The sequence below is a fragment of the Streptomyces sp. NPDC031100 genome (assembly GCF_055570785.1).
Genome location: NZ_JBVIGN010000005.1, coordinates 186107 through 203679 on the forward strand (window position 1 = coordinate 186107; position 17573 = coordinate 203679).

The window sequence follows — 17573 nt, forward strand, 5'->3', positions numbered from 1 at the left end:
CCGGGGACCTACGCCCGCCAAGCCTCCGCCAGCATCTTTCGCGTGTCCGCCAGCAGCTGCGGCAGTACCCGCGTGTGGCCGACCACCGGCATGAAGTTCGTGTCGCCGCCCCAGCGCGGGACGATGTGCTGGTGCAGGTGGGCGGCGATGCCGGCGCCGGCCACCGTGCCCTGGTTCATGCCGATGTTGAAGCCGTGCGCGCCGGAGGCGGTGCGCAGGGCGGTCATCGCCTGCTTGGTCAGCTCGGCCAGCTCGGCGGTCTCCGGCCCCGTGAGGTCGGTGTAGTCGGCCACGTGCCGGTACGGCACGGTCATCAGGTGGCCGCCGTTGTACGGGTAGAGGTTGAGGACGGCGTACACGTGCTCGCCGCGACGGACGATCAGGCCGTCCTCGTCGGACTTGGCCGGGATCGAGCAGAAGGGGCAGCCGTCCTCGGCCCCCGGACCGGTCGGCTTGTTCTCGCCCTGGATGTAGGCCATCCGGTGGGGCGTCCACAGGCGCTGGAACGCATCCTGCGTCCCCACTCCGATCTGCTGCTCCGGCTCACTCGTCATGCTAGGCAGCATATGGCTTCGCCCGTTCGCGGCGTGTCGCCGGGGCGGTGCGAGGACGCTCACCGGCCAAGCTTGGCCGGTGGACGACAGCCCCCTGGCCCGCTGGGAGCAGCGCACCGAGATCCCGCTCTTCACTGCTTCGCTGATCTTCATGGCCGCGTACGCGACCCGCGTCCTGGCGACCGGCCTGGCGCCGTTCTGGCGGGACCTGTGCGGGTTCGTGCTGCTGGCCCTGTGGGTGGTCTTCGCCGTGGACTACGTGGTGCGCTGGCGGCTCAGCGGACAGCGGTGGTGGCACTTCGTCCTCACCCATGTGCTGAACACGGTCGTGGTGCTGCTGCCCCTGCTGCGGCCGCTGCGGATCGTGCCGTTGTACGAGGTCATCCAGGGCCGGCGCGGGGAGCCCCGGCTCGCGCTGTACGCGCGCGTGATCTCCTACGCCGGCTTGTCCACCCTGCTGCTCGGCTTCGCCGGCTCCCTCGCGGTCTACCAGCAGGAGCGCGGGGCGCCCGGCGCGACCATGCGGACCTTCGGGGATGCCGTGTGGTGGGCCTGCTCGACCCTCAGCACGGTCGGTTACGGCGACATCACCCCGGTGACCGGTCTCGGCCGGGTGATCGCGACCGTGATGATGGCCGGCGGGCTGGCCCTGCTCGGCGCGGTGACGGGTTCGTTCTCGTCCTGGCTACTGCAGACGTTCTCCCGCGAGAGCGACGAAAGGCCCCCGGGACGCTGACCGTCCCGAGGGCCTTCGCAGGTGGCAGTCGCCCCGGTCAGACCTGGGCCCGCTCCTCCACGATCGTCGCGATCTTCGCGATGGCCTCGTCGAACGGGATGCCGTTCTCCTGCGAGCCGTCGCGGTAGCGGAAGGACACCGAGCCGTTCGACATGTCCTCGTCGCCCGCAATGACCATGAAGGGCACCTTCTGCTTCTGGGCGTTGCGGATCTTCTTCTGCATACGGTCCGAGGAGGAGTCGACCTCGACGCGCAGGCCCTTCTTCCGGGCCGCCGCGGCGAACTTGTCCAGGTACTCGACGTGCGCGTCGCCGATGGGGATGCCGATGGCCTGGACGGGGGCGAGCCACGCCGGGAAGGCACCCGCGTAGTGCTCCAGGAGCACCGCGAAGAAGCGCTCGATCGAGCCGAAGAGGGCGCGGTGGATCATCACCGGGCGCTGCTTCGAGCCGTCCGGGCCGGTGTACTCCAGGTCGAAGCGCTCGGGCAGGTTGAAGTCGAGCTGGATGGTCGACATCTGCCAGGTCCGGCCGATCGCGTCCTTGGCCTGGACGGAGATCTTCGGGCCGTAGAAGGCGGCGCCACCCGGGTCCGGCACGAGGGGCAGGCCCTGCTTCTCCGCGACCTGGCGCAGCGTCTCGGTCGCCTCCTCCCACACCTCGTCGGAGCCGACGAACTTCTCCGGGTCCTTGGTGGACAGCTCCAGGTAGAAGTCGGTCAGGCCGTAGTCGCGCAGCAGGCCGAGGACGAAGGTGAGCGTCTTGTCCAGCTCCTCGGACATCTGCTCACGGGTGCAGTAGATGTGCGCGTCGTCCTGGGTGAAGCCGCGGGCACGGGTCAGGCCGTGCACGACGCCCGACTTCTCGTACCGGTACACGGTCCCGAACTCGAAGAGGCGCAGCGGCAGTTCACGGTACGAGCGGCCGCGCGCGTCGAAGATCAGGTTGTGCATCGGGCAGTTCATGGGCTTGAGGTAGTAGTCCACGCCCTCGTCGAGCTGCATGGGCGGGTACATGCCCTCGGCGTACCAGTCGAGGTGGCCCGACGTCTCGAAGAGCTTCCCCTTGGTCGCGTGCGGGGTGTAGACGAACTCGTAGCCCTCTTCCTCGTGCCGGCGGCGCGAGTAGTCCTCCATCACACGGCGGACGATGCCGCCCTTGGGGTGGAAGACGGCGAGGCCGGAGCCGATCTGCTCGGGGATCGAGAAGAGGTCCAGCTCGTTGCCGAGCTTGCGGTGGTCGCGCTTCTCGGCCTCGGCGAGGAAGTCCAGGTACGCCTTCAGCTCGTCCTTGGACGGCCAGGCGGTGCCGTAGATGCGCTGGAGCATCGGGTTCTTCTCGCTGCCGCGCCAGTAGGCGGCCGCGTTGCGCATCAGCTTGAACGCCGGGATGGTGCGGGTCGAGGGCAGGTGGGGACCGCGGCAGAGGTCCTTCCAGCACAGCTCGCCGGTCTTGGCGTCCAGGTTGTCGTAGATCGTCAGCTCGCCGGCGCCGACCTCGACGTCCGCGCCGTCCTCGGAGGAGGCGGAGCCCTTGAGGCCGATCAGCTCCAGCTTGTACGGCTCGGCGGCCAGCTCGGCGCGGGCGGCCTCGTCGGTGACGACGCGGCGGGAGAACTTCTGCCCCCGCTTCTGGATCTCCTGCATCTTCTTCTCGATGGCCTTGAGATCCTCGGGCGTGAACGGCTTCTCGACGTCGAAGTCGTAGTAGAAGCCGTCCTTGACGGGCGGGCCGATGCCCAGCTTGGCCTCGGGGAACAGCTCCTGCACGGCCTGCGCCATGACGTGCGCGGTGGAGTGGCGCAGGATGTTCAGGCCGTCCTCGGAGGAGATCTCGACGCCCTCGACGGTCTCGCCGTCCTTGACCTCGTAGCCGAGGTCCTTCAGCTCGCCCCCGACACGCACGGCGATGATCGAGCGCTCGCCGGCGAAGAGCTCGGCGGCCGTAGTGCCCGTCGTCACCACGCGTTCGTCCCGCTCGGAATCGCGTTGGATGATCACACGGACGTCTGACACCGGTCTCTCCTGACTGAAGGTGGGGTGCGGCGCCATACCAGGAGCGCGCGCACAAGGGATCGTACCGACCCGACACCACCGACCGCGAAACGGTCACCCTCAGTCCTCGCCCCCGTACGCCTCCCCGCACGCCTCCTCGAAGAAGTCGAGGTTCTCCTGCAGGGACTTCATCAGCCGGTCCCGCTCGGCCTCGTCGACCTGCACGGGTACGACCCCGGAGGCGCCGGTGAGCCTGCGGAAGCCGCCCCGGCGTTCGAGCCGGCCGTGCACCCGCACCGGCAGGCCGACGAGATGGGCGTGGCCGGCGATGCGGTAGTCCTCCTCGTCCAGGGTGAGGCGGACGTGCGGGACCTCGGCGCCCGAGAGCACCCGCAGCCGTACGGTGCCCTCGCCGCGCGGGCCGGAGCGGCGCAGACGGACCACCGCCCCGGTGATCAGGACCGGGACCGAGGGTTCCTCCTGGAGGTAGCGGGCGCCGGCCGCGTACAGCACGGGCAGGTCGCCGGGTGAGAACTCGACGGGCTCGGCGGACGGGGCGCAGCCCTCGGGCACTCCGGCCCCGGGGTCCCAGGCGATGCCGATGCGGGCGCCCTCGGTGCCGCGGACGAGCAGGGTCAGCGCCTCGGTCAGTTCACGGCTGACGCCGGCCTCGACGGCGCCGTCGAACGCGTCCATGCCGCCGGTGGCGCGCTGGTAGTCGATGGCCTCGCGGGCCGCGTAGAGGGCCTGGTGGAGGCGGACGGCGAGCGCACGGCCGGTGGGCACGGGCACGAAGGCGGTCAGCCGGCGGCCCTCGGCGGCGGGACCGACGAGGACCTCCTCCAGGAGGGTGGCGGCCGCCCGGCGGTGCCGGGCGCCGTAGTAGCCGGCACGCGCGCGTGTGGCGAGCGCGGCCGCGAGGAGCATCTGGCGGGACGCGGAGCGCAGGCGCTCGTCGACCGTCCACGGGGAGGCGCCGACGGGCCAGGTCGGCGTGTCCCGCCACCAGCGGATCTCGTCGCTGGGCACGGCGAGGGAGATCAGCACCTCGCGCGCGGAGGGCATGTCGCTGCGGGCGAGCGCGTCGAGGGCCTCGCCGAGCAGATCCTCGCTGTCGGGGAAGGCCCGGCTCTCGGGCACCAGGAGGCTGGTCCCGCCGCCGCCCGGCCCGGGCGGGGTCCAGCGGCCGTAGCGTCCGGCCGCTCCCCCGCGCCGTTGCCAGCCGTGCCGGTGCAGCAGGGCGCCGAGCACGGCGGGGTCGACCTCGGCCGGGTCGGGCGGCCGGTTCCAGGAGAGGTCCTCGGGGTGCGGCCGGACCTGCCGGGCCGGCTCGTCGTACGGACGGATCCTCATGGCCTGCCTCCCGTCCCGACCCGCGTCATGATCTCGCACAGCGCCCGGTCGTCGAAGATGCGCGAGGTCGGTATCCGCACGGTGGTCCGGTGCCGGCCGGTGACCGGCTGGCCGGCGAGGTTGACCCAGTAGCAGCAGTGCCTCAGGTCGAGCCGGTCGTGGCTGGCGCGCAGCCAGTCGTCCTGGGCACGCGGGACCAGCATGACGACCAGGATCTTGTGCACCGAGACGGGCGTGCGGGCGAGTTTGCGCAGGTGGTCGTTGTCGAGCGTGAAGGAGAAGAAGCGGCCCGGCGGGTTCGGCGCGACTTGGTAGGTGGCTTTGAGCTGCACCTTGATGGTGACCTCGTCGTCGACGGTGTGTCCGGGTGCGCTGTGGCTGACGTGCCAGTCGATGCCGTTGTCCGGGAAGGGCTGGGACAGCGAGCAGCCCGCCGCGGCGGCGACCGCGTGGAGATAGCCCACCTGCAGTGTCTCCATGCAGGCGGTGGTGGCGAGCGTGCCGCGGACGGTGCCCGAACGTTCGGGCAGCAGCCCGCCCCGCTCGGGCTGCGCTATGGCCATGACCAACAGCCTTCCAAGCAATGAGTTTCCCCGCTGCGGGCTGCTGAACTGCAAAGACCCGCACTCCTGTTGTGTCCTTGCGGCGTACGGCGCAAACGGCCCGGGTATCACCAAACGGGCAGAAGACGGAACTTCATCTGCCGTGGGTGAACAAGGAGTTGGGTTGGGATGACGTGCTGGTACGAGGGGGCGCTGGCCGCCTTCGACACGGAGACGACGGGCGTCGACGTGGAGACCGACCGGATCGTGTCGGCCGCCGTCGTCGTCCAGGACGCGCCGGGCACCCGGCCACGGATCACCCGGTGGCTGGTGAACCCGGGGGTGCCGGTGCCGGAGGCGGCGACGGCGGTGCACGGGCTGACGGAGGAACACCTGCAGCACAACGGCCGCTGGCCGGCGCCGGTGATGTTCGAGATAGCCGAGCAGCTGGCCGAGCACGCGGCGATGCACCGCCCGCTGGTGGTGATGAACGCGCCGTTCGATCTCACGCTGCTGGACCGGGAGTTGCGCCGCCACCGCGCGTCCTCGCTGGACCGCTGGTTCGAGGCGACGCCGCTTCAGGTGCTGGATCCGCGGGTCCTGGACAAGCACCTGGACCGCTACCGCAAGGGGCGGCGCACGCTGACCGACCTGTGCGCACACTACGGCGTGACGCTGGAGGGCGCGCACGACGCGGCGGCGGACGCCCTGGCCGCGCTGGATGTCGTACGCGCCCTGGGCCGCCGTTTCGCGGCCCGGCTGGAGCGGCTCTCCCCCGCCGAACTGCACACGCTCCAGGCCACCTGGCACGCGGCGCAGGCCCGCGGCCTGCAGGCGTGGTTCGCGCGCAGTGGCTCGGAGGAGACGGTGAACACGGACTGGCCGCTGCGACCGGAGCTGCCGGCGGCGGCGTGATTCCCCGGCGGCATGAAGAAGGCCGGTCCGCTGCTGCGGACCGGCCTTTCCCGGTGGGCGATACTGGGTTCGAACCAGTGACCTCTTCGGTGTGAACGAAGCGCTCTCCCACTGAGCTAATCGCCCGGGAACGCACTGAACAATACAGGTCCCTGCGGTGTTACTTCAAACCGCTTCGAGGTGGCGCAGCAGTCCGCGGCGCCCGGCCCGCATCATCAGCCGGTGGTTGGCGCGGAACAGGGGCCGCCCCGGTACGGCGAGCCACCTCAGCAGGGGTTTGCCGACGTCCACGACCTGGTCGTAGCGGGCCAGTGTGCCCGTGCCGGCGGCCGTGACCGTCCAGCGGGCCCAGCCCTCGATGTCACCGGACATGGCGATCTCCAGGACGCCGGCGGCCGGGTCGTGGCGGGTCTCGCGGGCGGTGAAGGTCATGGCGTACGGCAGTACGGAGCGGACGGTGATGACGCCGGTGCCGTCGTCGCACCGCGTCACCGCCCGTACCTGCGGCCACCAGCGCGGATAGTCCTCGGGCCGCTCCAGCACCGCGTACACGACGGCCGGCGGCGCGGGCAGGGACCACAGGCTGCGGAAGCGGTAGCGGAACCAGTCCATGGAGTGAGTGTGCCCTGGTGGGGGCGTCCATCTGAGTACGCGTACTCATGCGCCTCGCCGTGACGCGGAACACACTCGGGGGAAGAGCGCCGCCGCCCGTGCGACGGCGCTCCCCCATCGCCGTCAGCCGGGCATCCTGTCGCCGAGCAGGGCCAGGTTCTCGATGGCCGCGAGGCCGTACAGCGCGGTGTCGTTGGTCGACACCCAGCTCGCCTCGCTCCCCTCGACCAGGGTGGCCGGTCCGGTCAGCTGCTCGGCCTTCCACGGCGAGGACTCGGTGTAGCCGTCGGAGCCGTAGAACTTGGTCCAGGCGCGCTTGGCGAGTGTCGCGTCACCGGTCTGTACGGCGGCCTAGGCGTCCAGGCGCGAGTGGCCCTGGAAGAGCAGCAGGGTGCCGAAGTTGCTGCCGTAGCGGGCGGCCTGTTCGGCCTTGGTGGCGTTGAAGTAGCGGCAGTAGTCGAGGTAGGCCTCCTTGAACTTCGGCATGTCCACCGGGTGGATCAGCTCGGCGCACAGCTCGCCCAGGCCGAAGACGGCCGACAGGTGGGAGACGGACACCACCGGCTTGTCGGCGACGGCGAACCTGCCGGTGTCGATGTCGTACAGGCCGCTGCCCTGGACGAAGCCGTTCGGCTGGGCGGCGATGGTCTCCATGGTGGACAGGACGCGCCCCTTGGCCTTCTCCCACTTCGGGCCCTTGCGCTCCCACTCCGTCAGCCACGCCGACACCAGGCCGCTCCAGTCGGTGCCGAAGCCGATCGACGGGGCGTGCGGGTCGGGGGTGTAGGGATTGGTGCGGACCTTGCGCTGCGGGTCGAGGACGAGGAACGAGGCGCAGGAAGGCGGCCTCGACGGTGTCGGCACCGGAGGGGTGCGGGGTGATCGTGCCGAGGACGCCGGACTTGGCGGTGTCCTCCTCGTACTGCGCGATCTCCTTGCTCACCGCGTCCGTCGGCTGGAACGCCTCGTACTGCTCGGTGCTCGCGAGGATGCCCCGGTCGTAGCCCATGATCTTGCCGACCTCGGGGTCGTGGACCATGAAGTCGATGAACCGGGCGACTTCCTTGGGGTGCGCGGTGCGGGCGGAGGCGCTGAGCATCAGGGAGGCGAGGTACTGGCCGGTGTGCTTGCCGTCCATGGTGCGGATGGGGGCGAGGCCGTACTCGCTGCTTCCCTCCGTCTGGTAACGGACGGTGAAGTTGTCCCAGGTGAACTCCGAGGCTGCGTGGCCCGCGGAGAGCGAGGACTTGGGGTAGTCCTGGGAGACGACCTTCGGGTCGGTGACGATGCCGGCGTTGACGCGGTTGTAGCCGTCGGTCCACCACTCCGTCAGATCGGCCTGGTCGAAACCGAGTCCGTCCTTGGTGAAGAACGCCTTGCCGTTCTGCCGGAGATAGAGGTCGTACAGATACATGATGGCGAAGTAGCCGGTGTCCCCGGGGACCTTGGTCTTGTCGTGAATGGTCTGCAGGGCCTTGAAGTAGTCGTCCCAGATCCAGCCCTGCTGCGGCTCGACTCCCGCCTTCTGGAAGACCTTCTTGTCGATGACGAGCGCCATGGTGTTGGAACCGACGGGAATTCCCAGCTGCTTGCCGTCGACCTCGCCTACCTTCGTGACGCGCTCACGGAAGTGATCCAGGCTCAGATTGCCTGCCTGCACCTGGGACTTGAGGTCGAGCAGAATTCCTCGCTTGTCGTACTTCCGAAGAAATCCGATGGCGTTCTGGAAAACGTCCGGTGGATTTCCGCCGGCCGCCTGCGTCTGGAACTTCTCCCAGAACGACTGGTAGGTCTGGAAGTCGGTCTTGACCTTGATCTTCGGGCCCCTCTCCGCGGCGTCGTCATCGCCGTCATGAATCGTTTCAAGTAAGCGCTTGCTGGCACAGCTACGGAGGGCGGGCCCAGGAGTGCGTCAATGATTCGGACAGGATTTTCTTCCGGCACATGCGGCTCGGGGTGCCCCCTGCGGCCGGGGAGATCCACCCTGCAGCGGCCCCAGGTCCCTGTTCACGGCTCGCGGCCGACTTCGCTCTGTGACCGAGTGAGGTCGCAGGGCTGGATCCCGGACCCAGCCGGACAGCTCCCGCAGCAGCGATCATCCACCGGACGGCGCAACCCTCACGATGACTTTTTGCCGGTTCGGCGACAGGCGGACGGAGCAGGCCGGCTCACCGGCCGTTTCTCCCCCGGTCGGGCGTATCGGGGAGGCCACACACGACGACGGCCCACCTGCTGTCGGCAGGTGGGCCGTCGGTCCGGGTGGGCGATACTGGGTTCGAACCAGTGACCTCTTCGGTGTGAACGAAGCGCTCTCCCACTGAGCTAATCGCCCGGGCGCAGGAAGAACATTACCCCATGTCAGGGGGTGCCTCCGACCAGGGGCCGGACCGGTGTGCGGCCGACCTCGGGCGCCGGATCACTGGTCCTTGATCTTCCACGGCATCACGATGCCGAACTTCCACAGGTAGATCCCGACCAGCGCGCCCACGATCACCAGGCCGACCACGGTCAGCGTGATGTTCCGGCGCCGCACCTTGGGATCGAGGGCCCGCTGGGCCGCCTCGGTGACCTTGCGTTTCGTCCAGCGCAGCACGAGCTGGGCCCAGACGAACTCGGTCGCCCAGATCGCCATGCCCGCGAAGATCACCACCCAGCCCGGGCCGGGCAGCGGAAGCATGATGATGCCGGCCACGACGACCGCGAGACCGACCACGAAGACGCCGACCTGCCAGCTCAGGTGCAGGGCCCGGCGTGCCTTGATGAATTCCGGCGCCCGTGAGCCCAGCCCCCGCCCGGACCGCTCCTCGCCCGCCTTCGCCTTGTCCGCAGCCACGGCAACCTCGCCCGGCTCGTCACTCCCCGTATTCATGCAGCCAAACCCTACCCGAGTGAATCCGGTCACTGAAATGGTCGTAGGTCTCGTACGAGTTCTCGGCCGGAAGAGTTACGTAAAGACACGCAAAACCCTCAGAGGGGTTTACAACGGCACCGTAGGTGGCATGTCGATTTCGCCGACGTGCGAATCCCCGAGCGCACACTGAGCGAAAGGCCCTGGCGCTTATGAACACCACGGTCAGCTGCGAGCTGCACCTGCGCCTCGTTGTGTCGAGCGAGTCCTCCCTGCCTGTCCCCGCAGGCCTGCGGTACGACACGGCCGACCCCTACGCCGTGCACGCCACCTTCCACACCGGAGCCGAGGAGACCGTCGAGTGGGTGTTCGCCCGCGACCTCCTCGCCGAGGGGCTCCACCGCCCCACCGGCACCGGCGACGTCCGCGTCTGGCCATCGCGCAGTCATGGTCAGGGCGTCGTGTGCATCGCCCTCAGCTCTCCGGAGGGAGAAGCTCTGCTGGAAGCCCCGGCGCGGGCCCTGGAGTCCTTCCTGAAGCGAACCGACGCCGCCGTGCCGCCCGGCACGGAGCACCGGCACTTCGATCTGGATCAGGAGCTCTCGCACATCCTGGCGGAGAGCTAGGCCGCGCCCCTCGAAGCCGCCCGGCGCCGTCCACTCGGGGAGACGGCTCGGGCCAAGACAACCGCATACCGGCACAGACCGGCGCCGTCACCGTGAGTGTTCACGGGGCGGCGCGGGCCTGTTCCGCGGCCGCTGCACGGCATAGGGTCGGGGCACAGGACGGTCCCGGGAACCGCCGAGAGCCACGGGGGCGTTCTACCGGGCAGTCATCGGTGGAGCGGAACCCGGTGCGGTGGACGCGGTAGTCGCTACCATCGGCCAGCAGGCGGGCGCCCGCCCGACCCCCCAGGCCAGGGAGCGAAACGTGCTGATCACCCACGACACCCGGTGCGCCCTCGACACCGTGGTGGATCTGGTGAACACCGTGCCGGAGGACGACACGGCGGCGGACGGACTGCCGGATGTCGCGACTCTGGCCGATTTCGTGCGAAGCCACAAAATCAGCGATGTCGGGGTGCTGTCGGAGTTCGACCTGTCGGCGGTGCGCAAGATCCGCGGCCGGTTCGCGGGGATCTTCGCCGCCCCGGACGCCCGGTCCGCCGCCGGGATGATCAACGAGCTGATCGCCGCGGCCGGCACCACCCCGCGCCTCACGGACCACGACGGCTACGACTGGCATGTGCACTACTTCGCCCCCGGAGCCTCCGTGGCCGACCATCTCGCCGCGGACTGCGGGATGGCGCTCGCGTTCTTCGTCGTGGCCGGGGAGCAGGAGCGGCTGCGGCGGTGCGAGGCGCCGGACTGCCGGCGTGCCTTCGTGGACCTCTCCCGCAACCGCTCGCGCCGCTATTGCGACAGCCGCACCTGCGGGAACCGGCTGCATGTGGCCGCCTACCGGGCCCGGCGCAAGGAAGCGGCAGGCTGATCCCCGGCCGCCAGGGGCGACGCCTGTCCCGGCGGGTGGCGCCGGGACGGACGTGTACGGCTCACAGCAACAGCAGGTCGTGCAGCGCAGCCATGAGGAGCAGACACCCGATCACCGCAAGGAAGATCATCAGCGGTGGCTGGGAAAGGGCGAAGAGGCACCCGCGCGGCTCGTCCTTCGGCGGCGCGGCCTCGCTCTGTCTCGTGTCCAGCATCTCGCGGTGATGATGGCCCAGGGCGTGCCCCCTTGGCGATCACACACCCCTCGAGTGCGGTACTTCACCGATTTCCGTACCGGCCGGTGCGACTTGCTTCCGCTTGTGAACGGTTTCAGGTCATATGCCGTGCTTCTTGAGGATGGCCTCGACGTCGCTGAAGTCCTCGCCGGAGTCGGTGGTGCGCTGGGTGCTCGCGGACCGGGCGGCCGGGCCCAGGGAGGGGGCCGAGGCCGACGGGGCCACCGCGTCGCGTCCGGAGGCACGCGCCGCCTTGCGCTCCGCACGGGTGCCCCCGCGCCTGCGCTCCACGGCCCGTGTCGTCGCGAACAGGGCCCAGGCCGCGCCCAGGACACCGAAGCCGGCCCAGGCCGTCGGGCTGAACGCCGTGTCGGCCAGCCAGCCGACGACGCCCGTCATCACCAGACCGACGGGGACGAGAGAGTAGGCGGCGATGCGGGTGGCGGCCAGGAAACGCTTGCGGTAGGCAGTGACCGCGGCGATGCCCAGGCCGGCCGCGGAGACGGCGGAACACACGGTCTCGGCAATCATCCGATCCTCCCGGCGGGCTCGGTGGGCGGACGGGGCGCAGGGCGCGCTTCGTCCCTTCCATCCTGCACCGCCCGGTCCTCGCGATGCCATGCTCCGGCCCGACATCAGGGAGATCTCCGGGTCGTCTCCTCCCGAGGTGCCGGTGGACGCCGTACCGTCCCGATTCGGTCACCGGGGTCTCGCCTGGAAGACTGGTGCCCATGAGCGACTCCTCCCCCGCACGCACCGAACCCGTCGTCCTCGACGTCTGGTGCGAACTCCAGTGCCCCGACTGCCGCAGCGCCCTGGACGACGTCAGTGCCCTGCGCGCCCGCTACGGCGACCGGCTGGAGCTGCGGCTGCGGCACTTCCCGGTGGAGAAGCACAAGCACGCCTTCGCCGCCGCCCAGGCGGCCGAGGAGGCCCTGGAGCAGGGTCAGGGCTGGCCGTACGTCGAGGCCGTCCTCGGGCGGGTCGAGGAACTGGACCGTAAGGGAGAACCCTTCCTGGTCGAGGTCGCCCGTGAACTCGGGCTGGACGCCGAGGAGTTCGACACCGCGCTGATCGACGGCCGGCACATCCTGATCGTCGACGCCGACCAGGCCGAGGGCAAGGCGATCGGCGTGACCGGCACGCCGACCTACGTCATCGGCGGCGAACGCCTCGACGGCGGCAAGAGCCAGGAGGGCCTGCGCGAGCGCATCGAGGAGATCGCAGACCGGCTGCTGGCCGGACAGGCCTGACCCGGAGCCCTACAGCAGCGGCTTCATGAACGCGCTGCTCGTCGTCTCGTAGCCGAGTGACTCGTACAGCCGCTCGGCCGGGGTGTTGCCCGCGAACACGTTGAGCCCGAGGACGGGCCGGCCGGCGCCGATCGCCTGGCGCTCCGCCAGCAGCATGAGCGTACGGCCGTGCCCGCGGCCGCGGTGGACCGCGTCGGCCTCGACGTCGAAGACGAACGCCCCGTCCTCCTGAAGCGCCAGCCACAGGATGCCCACGCGGGCCCCCTCGTGTTCCAGGACGCTGAAGATCATGCCGTCGCTCTCCAGGCCGCGCGGCAGCAGCGTCTCGAGGTCCCGGCGGGACTTGGCGTACGCATCCGCCTCGGGCACGCCTCGCTCGATCCACGACCGGGCGTAGTGCTGGGACTCGTACGCGTGCCACGCCTCGAACTCGGCCGGAGTCATCGGCCGCGCACCGCTGCCCGGGGGCAGTGCGGGAGGTGTGTCCGCGAGGCGCTTGCGCATGCCGCGGTTGCGCAGCGTGTAACCGAGGGCGCCGACGAGCCGTAGTGCGGCCTCCGCCTCGGCGGGCACCTGGGCCTCGATCCGGGTGCAGCCCCAGCCGCGGGCCACCTCCTCCGCCGCGAGCGCGGCCACCGTGCCCCGGCCGCGTCGCCGGTCGGGCTCGGCTATCCGCAGGTCGATGATGCGGGCCACCGAGGGGCCGAGGGCCGGCGAGGTGCCGAGGTGGATCCCGCCCACCGGACGGCTGTTCACACACACCTGGTAGCGGCGGGTACGGGTCCCGTCGGGATGCTGCTGAAGCGGCTCGGCCGGCCGCAGGGTCGTCGTCATCACGGGTGTTCTACCCGCTCCGGAGCCCCCGGTCAGCCGATTTTCCCGGCGTTTGTCAGGGGTCCAGGTCCTCGCCGGACCGCTCGTCGAAGATCCGCATCGCCTTGGCGGTCACCGGGCCGGGAGCGCCGGGCAGTTCCCGGCCGTCGACGCGGTGCACGGCCTGGACGTCTCGCAGGGTGGAGGTGAGGAAGACCTCCTCGGCCCGCTCCAGCACGTCCAGCGGCAGGTCGGTCTCCTTGGCGCCGGTCCACTCGACGGCCAGGGCCCGGGTGATGCCGGGGAGGCAGCCCGAGTCGACCGGCGGGGTGTGGATCTCGCCGTCCAGGACGACGAAGACGTTCGACCCGGTGCCCTCGCAGAGCTGTCCGACCGTGTTGCCGAACAGCGCCTCGGAGGCGCCGTGTTGGTGGGCGCGGGCCAGAGCGACGACGTTCTCGGCGTACGAGGTGGTCTTCAGGCCGGTGAGGGCACCGCGCTCGTTGCGGGTCCACGGCACGGTGATCACGGCGGTGGAGTCGGGGCGGCGGGTGGTCTGCCCCAGGGCCACCACCAGGGTCGGGCCGTGCTCGCCGCGGTCGGAGCCGAGGGGGCCGTGGCCGCCGGTGTAGGTGATGCGCAGCCGGCCCAGCGGCATCGGGTTGGCCTCCAGGACGGCCGCACAGGCGCGGCGGACCTCGGCGTGGTCGGGGTCCGGCAGGCCGAGGCCGCGGGCCGAGCGGGTCAGCCGATCGAGGTGGCGGGTGAGCGCGAACGGCTGCCCGTCGACCGCCTTCACCGTCTCGAAGATGCCGTCGCCGACGGTCAGCCCGTGGTCGAAGACGGAGACACGGGCGGACTCGATGTCCTGCAGCCCGCCGTCCAGCCAGATCTTCATGAAAGACCCCCTCCATTCTCCTCGTACGTCCCCGACGCTACCGCGAGCAGCCGGGACGCCTTCAGTTCGGTCTCCCGCCACTCCCCCTCGGGATCGGATCCCCAGGTGATGCCGGCGCCGGTGCCGAAGCGGAGCATCGCCGCGCCCGCGCAGGACCGGTCGATCCAGAAGGTGCGGATCCCCACGGCCAGCTCGCCGACGCCCCGGTCGGCGTCGACCCAGCCGATGCCGCCGCAGTACGGGCCGCGCGGCGCGGTCTCCAGCGCCTCGATGATCCTCAGAGCGCTGGACTTGGGGGCGCCGGTGACCGAGCCGGGCGGGAAGGCGGCGGCCAGCAGGTCCGGCCAGCCGGAACCGTCGCGCAGCTCGCCCCGGACGGTGGAGACCAGGTGGACCAGGCCGGGATGCTTCTCCACGGCGCACAGGTCGGGGACGGTCACGCTGCCGGTGGCGCAGACGCGCCCGATGTCGTTGCGGACCAGGTCCACGATCATGACGTTCTCGGCGTAGTCCTTCTCCAGGAGGTCCGCCTCGGTGCGCCCGGTGCCCTTGATGGGGCCCGACTCGACGGTACGGCCGTCCCGGCGCAGGAACAGCTCGGGCGAGGCGGTGGCGATCTCCACGCCGTGCTCCGGCAGCCGGATCGTGCCCGCGTACGGCGCGGGGTTGCCGCGGGCCAGGAGTGCGGTCAGGGCGTCCACGTCGGCGTCCGGTGCGGCGGGCGCGCTGAGCACCCGGCAGAGGTTCGCCTGGTAGACCTCGCCGGCCGCGATGTGCTCGCGGATCCGGCCCACGGCCGCGGTGTACGCGGCGCGGTCCAGGGAGGTGGTCCACTCCTCCACAGCCGGGCCGTGCCAGCCGCCCGGCACCGGTGCGGGCACCGGCTCCTCCCGTACGTCCGCGAAGCGCGCGCAGGTCAGCCGCCCCTCGAAGTCCGCGCACACGGCCCAGAAGCCGGCGGAGTCCAGGGCGGCGGGATCGTCGGTGACGTCGAGGAGGCCGGTGGCGAGGCGGTCGCCGAAGCGGGCGAGAGGAGGGAGGCGGGAAGGGAGGTCGAGCACGTGGTCGAGTCTAGGGCGGGTGGCCGAAAGGTGACCCGGGCATGTCCCTCCGGGGGCGCTGACCACGACGTCCGTCGGGTGCACCGCAGCACGCTGCGCAAACGCGTTTTTGTACTGGCCCGGGAATCCGCTAGAGTTCAACACGTCGCCGGGACGCGGAAGCGGACCGAAACGACAAGCGGACGTAGCTCAGTTGGTAGAGCGCAACCTTGCCAAGGTTGAGGTCGCGAGTTCGAGCCTCGTCGTCCGCTCGAAGGAAGAAGGGGTCTTCCCGATCCCCTACACTCCTGGTGGAGTGGCCGAGAGGCGAGGCAACGGCCTGCAAAGCCGTCTACACGGGTTCAAATCCCGTCTCCACCTCCAAGGACGATTAGCTCAGCGGGAGAGCGCTTCCCTGACACGGAAGAGGTCACTGGTTCAATCCCAGTATCGTCCACTGGATCTTCTCCAAGATCCTTGCCCGCGCGATTAGCTCAGCGGGAGAGCGCTTCCCTGACACGGAAGAGGTCACTGGTTCAATCCCAGTATCGCGCACTGCCTGTGACCTGCGGGTCACAGTCCGCGGACGATTAGCTCAGCGGGAGAGCGCTTCCCTGACACGGAAGAGGTCACTGGTTCAATCCCAGTATCGTCCACACAGCAGGAAGCCCCCGGCCGTCTCGTACGGCCGGGGGCTTCTTCGTGTCGGCTCAGCTGGAGAACAGCATGTGGCCGAAGCTCTTGTGACGGTGGTGACCGCCGTGGCCGCCGTAGTGGCCGCCGCCGTGGTGACCGCCGCCGTGCGGGGCGCCCCAGGCGGGGGCGGGCGGCGCCGCCGGGTACGCCTGCGGGGGCGGCGCCGGCTGGGACCACTGGGACTCCAGGCGGGTCAGCGCCTCCAGCTCGCCGTAGTCGAGAAAGATGCCGCGGCAGCCGCTGCACTGCTCGATCTGGACGCCGTTGCGGTTGTAGGTGTGCATCGGCGCATGGCACTTCGGACACTGCATGGTCGGCTCAACTCCTCGCCGGTTGGTCCTGCTTCGTGTTTCCCCAGGACAGACTCCGTCCGGCCCCGGTCGGTTGCACCTTACGCCGGGAATCCGTGCCTCAACTGACGGGGTACCGACGTCATTCGGTTACAGGCGTCCGCCAGGGCCTGCTCCACCTCGTCCAGCGGGCGGTCCGCGGCGAGCGCCTTGGTGATCGCACGGGCCGCGGTCTGCACGGTGAGCGCCCGGGCCGGGACGTCCAGGGCGGGCCAGGGGTCGCCGTCGGCGGGTACGGCGGGGCCGCCGGCCTCGCGGTAGGCGGTCAGGAAGCGGGTCCACTCGTCGGGTGGGAGGAGTCCGCAGGCGTACCAGGCGGCGGGGCGTGCGAGGTCCCAGGCGGGGACGCCGAGGCCGAGGTCGTCCACGTCGATCAGGCGCCAGGGGCCGTCGGGGGCCGGGTGCCGGACGAGCTGGCCCAGGTGCAGGTCGCCGTGGCAGAGGGCCGGGGTGCCGGGCATGGGGGCCTCGGCGCGGGCCCAGGCGGGGAGTGCGGTCCAGGCCTGGAGGACAGCGGGGGCGGCCGGATGGGGCGTGGCGCTCACGGCCGTCCGCAGTCGGCTGATGGCGCCTGCGGCTTTCTCGGGGCCGCGCATCGGGGGCAGGGGCGCGGGCGAGGGCGTCCGGTGCAGCCGGGCGAGAAGTGCGGCGGCGGCCTCCCAGGGGGCGGCGTCGGGGTCGTTCGGGTCCACGGGGGCGCCGAACGGCCAGAAGGTCACCTGACGGTTGTGCAGGGCAGCGGGGGTGGTGGTGAGCGGGGCCAGGAGGACGTCCGGGAGCGCTGCCGCCGCGGTGAGGCGGAGGGTCAGCTCGGCAGGGTCGGTGTCCGGGGCGTGAGCCTTCGCAACGGTGTCGGCGTGGCGGACGACGGTGGCGTCGGGACGGTCGGCGAGGGGGGTGCTGCCGCAGGTGCAGGTGGCTCCGCCGGTTTGCGGGTGGGCGGTGGCTCTGACTTTTGCGGTGAGCGCGGTGAGGAGGTTCATGGGGCCTCGGTGGGTGGGGGTGTGCGGGGTGAGCGTACGCGGGGGGCCGGGGGCGGGGCTGCACTGGTGCCGGTGCTGCAGCTGGGCGGGGGTGGGTTTCGCTTGCCCGCGCCGGCGGGGTGCCTCTCCCAGGCCGCACGACTGCCCGCAGCTGCGTACGGTGCGTTCACTGCTCCGATTGGTCAGGGTGCGGGGAGCTGCGCGACGCGACCAGCCACCACGTGCCTGTAGTCGGAGGTGGCGCGAGGCGCAGAAACGGCG

18 protein-coding genes, 7 tRNA genes and 2 pseudogenes are annotated in these 17573 nt (G+C 70.6%); 10 read left to right on the top strand and 17 right to left on the bottom strand.

Annotation, left to right across the window (positions count from 1 at the left end):
- Nucleotides 1-8 precede the first annotated feature (8 nt).
- Nucleotides 9-566, bottom strand: a complete 558-nt coding sequence (locus ACZ5DS_RS16620; protein WP_468238613.1) for an HIT family protein — start codon at nucleotides 564-566, stop codon at nucleotides 9-11.
- 67 nt (nucleotides 567-633) lie between these two features.
- Here ACZ5DS_RS16620 and ACZ5DS_RS16625 point away from each other — a divergent pair, with 67 nt between their 5' ends.
- The gene (locus tag ACZ5DS_RS16625) at nucleotides 634-1290 is read left to right on the top strand and encodes a potassium channel family protein (RefSeq protein WP_468238615.1); all 657 of its coding nucleotides are present in this window, start codon (nucleotides 634-636) and stop codon (nucleotides 1288-1290) included.
- A 37-nt stretch (nucleotides 1291-1327) separates the two neighbouring features.
- Here ACZ5DS_RS16625 and thrS read toward each other — a convergent pair whose 3' ends face one another.
- From thrS to ACZ5DS_RS16640, 3 genes are all read right to left on the bottom strand, one after another.
- Entirely contained in the window at nucleotides 1328-3304 is a 1977-nt protein-coding gene (gene thrS / locus ACZ5DS_RS16630) for a threonine--tRNA ligase (protein WP_468238618.1), read from the bottom strand.
- A gap of 99 nt (nucleotides 3305-3403) precedes the next feature.
- Nucleotides 3404-4636 (bottom strand): hypothetical protein, encoded by a 1233-nt coding sequence (locus tag ACZ5DS_RS16635; RefSeq protein WP_468238620.1) that lies wholly within the window; start codon nucleotides 4634-4636, stop codon nucleotides 3404-3406.
- Nucleotides 4633-5199 carry a DUF4365 domain-containing protein gene (locus tag ACZ5DS_RS16640; protein ID WP_468238622.1) on the bottom strand — a complete coding sequence of 189 codons (567 nt, stop codon included), beginning with the start codon at nucleotides 5197-5199 and terminating at the stop codon, nucleotides 4633-4635. Before ACZ5DS_RS16640 ends, ACZ5DS_RS16635 begins: the two co-directional genes overlap by 4 nt.
- A gap of 168 nt (nucleotides 5200-5367) precedes the next feature.
- Between ACZ5DS_RS16640 and ACZ5DS_RS16645 the strand changes: the two genes are divergently transcribed.
- A complete protein-coding gene (locus ACZ5DS_RS16645) occupies nucleotides 5368-6093 on the top strand; it encodes an exonuclease domain-containing protein (RefSeq protein WP_468238625.1) in 726 nt (241 codons plus the stop codon).
- A 54-nt stretch (nucleotides 6094-6147) separates the two neighbouring features.
- On the opposite strand, the gene ACZ5DS_RS16650 is transcribed toward ACZ5DS_RS16645, so the two are convergent.
- The 6 genes and pseudogenes from ACZ5DS_RS16650 to ACZ5DS_RS16675 all read right to left on the bottom strand — a co-directional run bounded on the left by ACZ5DS_RS16650 (nucleotide 6148) and on the right by ACZ5DS_RS16675 (nucleotide 9574).
- A tRNA-Val gene (locus ACZ5DS_RS16650) sits at nucleotides 6148-6219 on the bottom strand.
- A 39-nt stretch (nucleotides 6220-6258) separates the two neighbouring features.
- Nucleotides 6259-6705, bottom strand: coding sequence for an SRPBCC family protein (locus tag ACZ5DS_RS16655; RefSeq protein ID WP_468238627.1), 447 nt, complete (start codon nucleotides 6703-6705; stop codon nucleotides 6259-6261).
- Nucleotides 6706-6828: 123 nt separating this feature from the next.
- A pseudogene (locus ACZ5DS_RS16660) lies at nucleotides 6829-7536 on the bottom strand (exo-rhamnogalacturonan lyase family protein); the annotation flags it as partial.
- A pseudogene (locus tag ACZ5DS_RS16665) lies at nucleotides 7535-8527 on the bottom strand (ABC transporter substrate-binding protein); the annotation flags it as partial. The pseudogenes ACZ5DS_RS16660 and ACZ5DS_RS16665, both read right to left, overlap by 2 nt.
- A gap of 438 nt (nucleotides 8528-8965) precedes the next feature.
- A tRNA-Val gene (locus tag ACZ5DS_RS16670) sits at nucleotides 8966-9037 on the bottom strand.
- An 84-nt stretch (nucleotides 9038-9121) separates the two neighbouring features.
- A complete protein-coding gene (locus tag ACZ5DS_RS16675) occupies nucleotides 9122-9574 on the bottom strand; it encodes a TIGR02611 family protein (protein WP_468238629.1) in 453 nt (150 codons plus the stop codon).
- Nucleotides 9575-9765: 191 nt separating this feature from the next.
- On the opposite strand from ACZ5DS_RS16675, the gene ACZ5DS_RS16680 reads away from it, so the two are divergent.
- Together ACZ5DS_RS16680 and ACZ5DS_RS16685 are read left to right on the top strand one after the other, a co-directional pair.
- Nucleotides 9766-10179, top strand: coding sequence for an SsgA family sporulation/cell division regulator (locus tag ACZ5DS_RS16680; protein ID WP_004002642.1), 414 nt, complete (start codon nucleotides 9766-9768; stop codon nucleotides 10177-10179).
- Between the two features lie 304 nt (nucleotides 10180-10483).
- A complete protein-coding gene (locus ACZ5DS_RS16685; protein WP_468238631.1) occupies nucleotides 10484-11044 on the top strand; it encodes a CGNR zinc finger domain-containing protein in 561 nt (186 codons plus the stop codon).
- A gap of 61 nt (nucleotides 11045-11105) precedes the next feature.
- Here ACZ5DS_RS16685 and ACZ5DS_RS16690 read toward each other — a convergent pair whose 3' ends face one another.
- Together ACZ5DS_RS16690 and ACZ5DS_RS16695 are read right to left on the bottom strand one after the other, a co-directional pair.
- The gene (locus tag ACZ5DS_RS16690; protein WP_165289388.1) at nucleotides 11106-11258 is read right to left on the bottom strand and encodes a hypothetical protein; all 153 of its coding nucleotides are present in this window, start codon (nucleotides 11256-11258) and stop codon (nucleotides 11106-11108) included.
- Nucleotides 11259-11378: 120 nt separating this feature from the next.
- Complete coding sequence (locus tag ACZ5DS_RS16695; protein WP_468238633.1) at nucleotides 11379-11810, bottom strand: hypothetical protein; 432 nt, start codon at nucleotides 11808-11810, stop codon at nucleotides 11379-11381.
- A 200-nt stretch (nucleotides 11811-12010) separates the two neighbouring features.
- Here ACZ5DS_RS16695 and ACZ5DS_RS16700 point away from each other — a divergent pair, with 200 nt between their 5' ends.
- Nucleotides 12011-12532 (top strand): DsbA family protein, encoded by a 522-nt coding sequence (locus ACZ5DS_RS16700; protein ID WP_468238635.1) that lies wholly within the window; start codon nucleotides 12011-12013, stop codon nucleotides 12530-12532.
- Nucleotides 12533-12541: 9 nt separating this feature from the next.
- Here the strand turns inward: ACZ5DS_RS16700 and ACZ5DS_RS16705 are convergent, their stop codons facing one another.
- From ACZ5DS_RS16705 to ACZ5DS_RS16715, 3 genes are read right to left on the bottom strand one after another with little or no spacing between them, the layout of a single operon-like run.
- Nucleotides 12542-13366, bottom strand: coding sequence for a GNAT family N-acetyltransferase (locus tag ACZ5DS_RS16705; protein WP_468238638.1), 825 nt, complete (start codon nucleotides 13364-13366; stop codon nucleotides 12542-12544).
- A gap of 55 nt (nucleotides 13367-13421) precedes the next feature.
- Nucleotides 13422-14243 carry an aminotransferase class IV gene (locus ACZ5DS_RS16710; RefSeq protein ID WP_468238640.1) on the bottom strand — a complete coding sequence of 274 codons (822 nt, stop codon included), beginning with the start codon at nucleotides 14241-14243 and terminating at the stop codon, nucleotides 13422-13424.
- The gene (locus ACZ5DS_RS16715; RefSeq protein WP_468238642.1) at nucleotides 14240-15304 is read right to left on the bottom strand and encodes a chorismate-binding protein; all 1065 of its coding nucleotides are present in this window, start codon (nucleotides 15302-15304) and stop codon (nucleotides 14240-14242) included. The genes ACZ5DS_RS16710 and ACZ5DS_RS16715 overlap by 4 nt, the downstream gene beginning before the upstream one ends.
- Nucleotides 15305-15482: 178 nt before the next feature.
- Between ACZ5DS_RS16715 and ACZ5DS_RS16720 the strand changes: the two genes are divergently transcribed.
- The 5 genes from ACZ5DS_RS16720 (at nucleotide 15483) to ACZ5DS_RS16740 (ending at nucleotide 15939) form a co-directional block, all read left to right on the top strand.
- Nucleotides 15483-15555, top strand: a tRNA-Gly gene (locus ACZ5DS_RS16720).
- A gap of 38 nt (nucleotides 15556-15593) precedes the next feature.
- Nucleotides 15594-15667 (top strand) — tRNA-Cys (locus tag ACZ5DS_RS16725).
- 1 nt (nucleotide 15668) lies between these two features.
- A tRNA-Val gene (locus tag ACZ5DS_RS16730) sits at nucleotides 15669-15740 on the top strand.
- Nucleotides 15741-15766: 26 nt separating this feature from the next.
- Nucleotides 15767-15838: transfer RNA gene (locus tag ACZ5DS_RS16735), tRNA-Val, on the top strand.
- A 29-nt stretch (nucleotides 15839-15867) separates the two neighbouring features.
- Nucleotides 15868-15939: transfer RNA gene (locus ACZ5DS_RS16740), tRNA-Val, on the top strand.
- Nucleotides 15940-15993: 54 nt separating this feature from the next.
- Here the strand turns inward: ACZ5DS_RS16740 and ACZ5DS_RS16745 are convergent.
- Both ACZ5DS_RS16745 and ACZ5DS_RS16750 read right to left on the bottom strand, forming a co-directional pair.
- Nucleotides 15994-16290 (bottom strand): TFIIB-type zinc ribbon-containing protein, encoded by a 297-nt coding sequence (locus ACZ5DS_RS16745; RefSeq protein ID WP_468238645.1) that lies wholly within the window; start codon nucleotides 16288-16290, stop codon nucleotides 15994-15996.
- An 80-nt stretch (nucleotides 16291-16370) separates the two neighbouring features.
- Nucleotides 16371-17312, bottom strand: a complete 942-nt coding sequence (locus ACZ5DS_RS16750; protein ID WP_468238647.1) for a phosphotransferase family protein — start codon at nucleotides 17310-17312, stop codon at nucleotides 16371-16373.
- Nucleotides 17313-17573 lie beyond the last annotated feature (261 nt).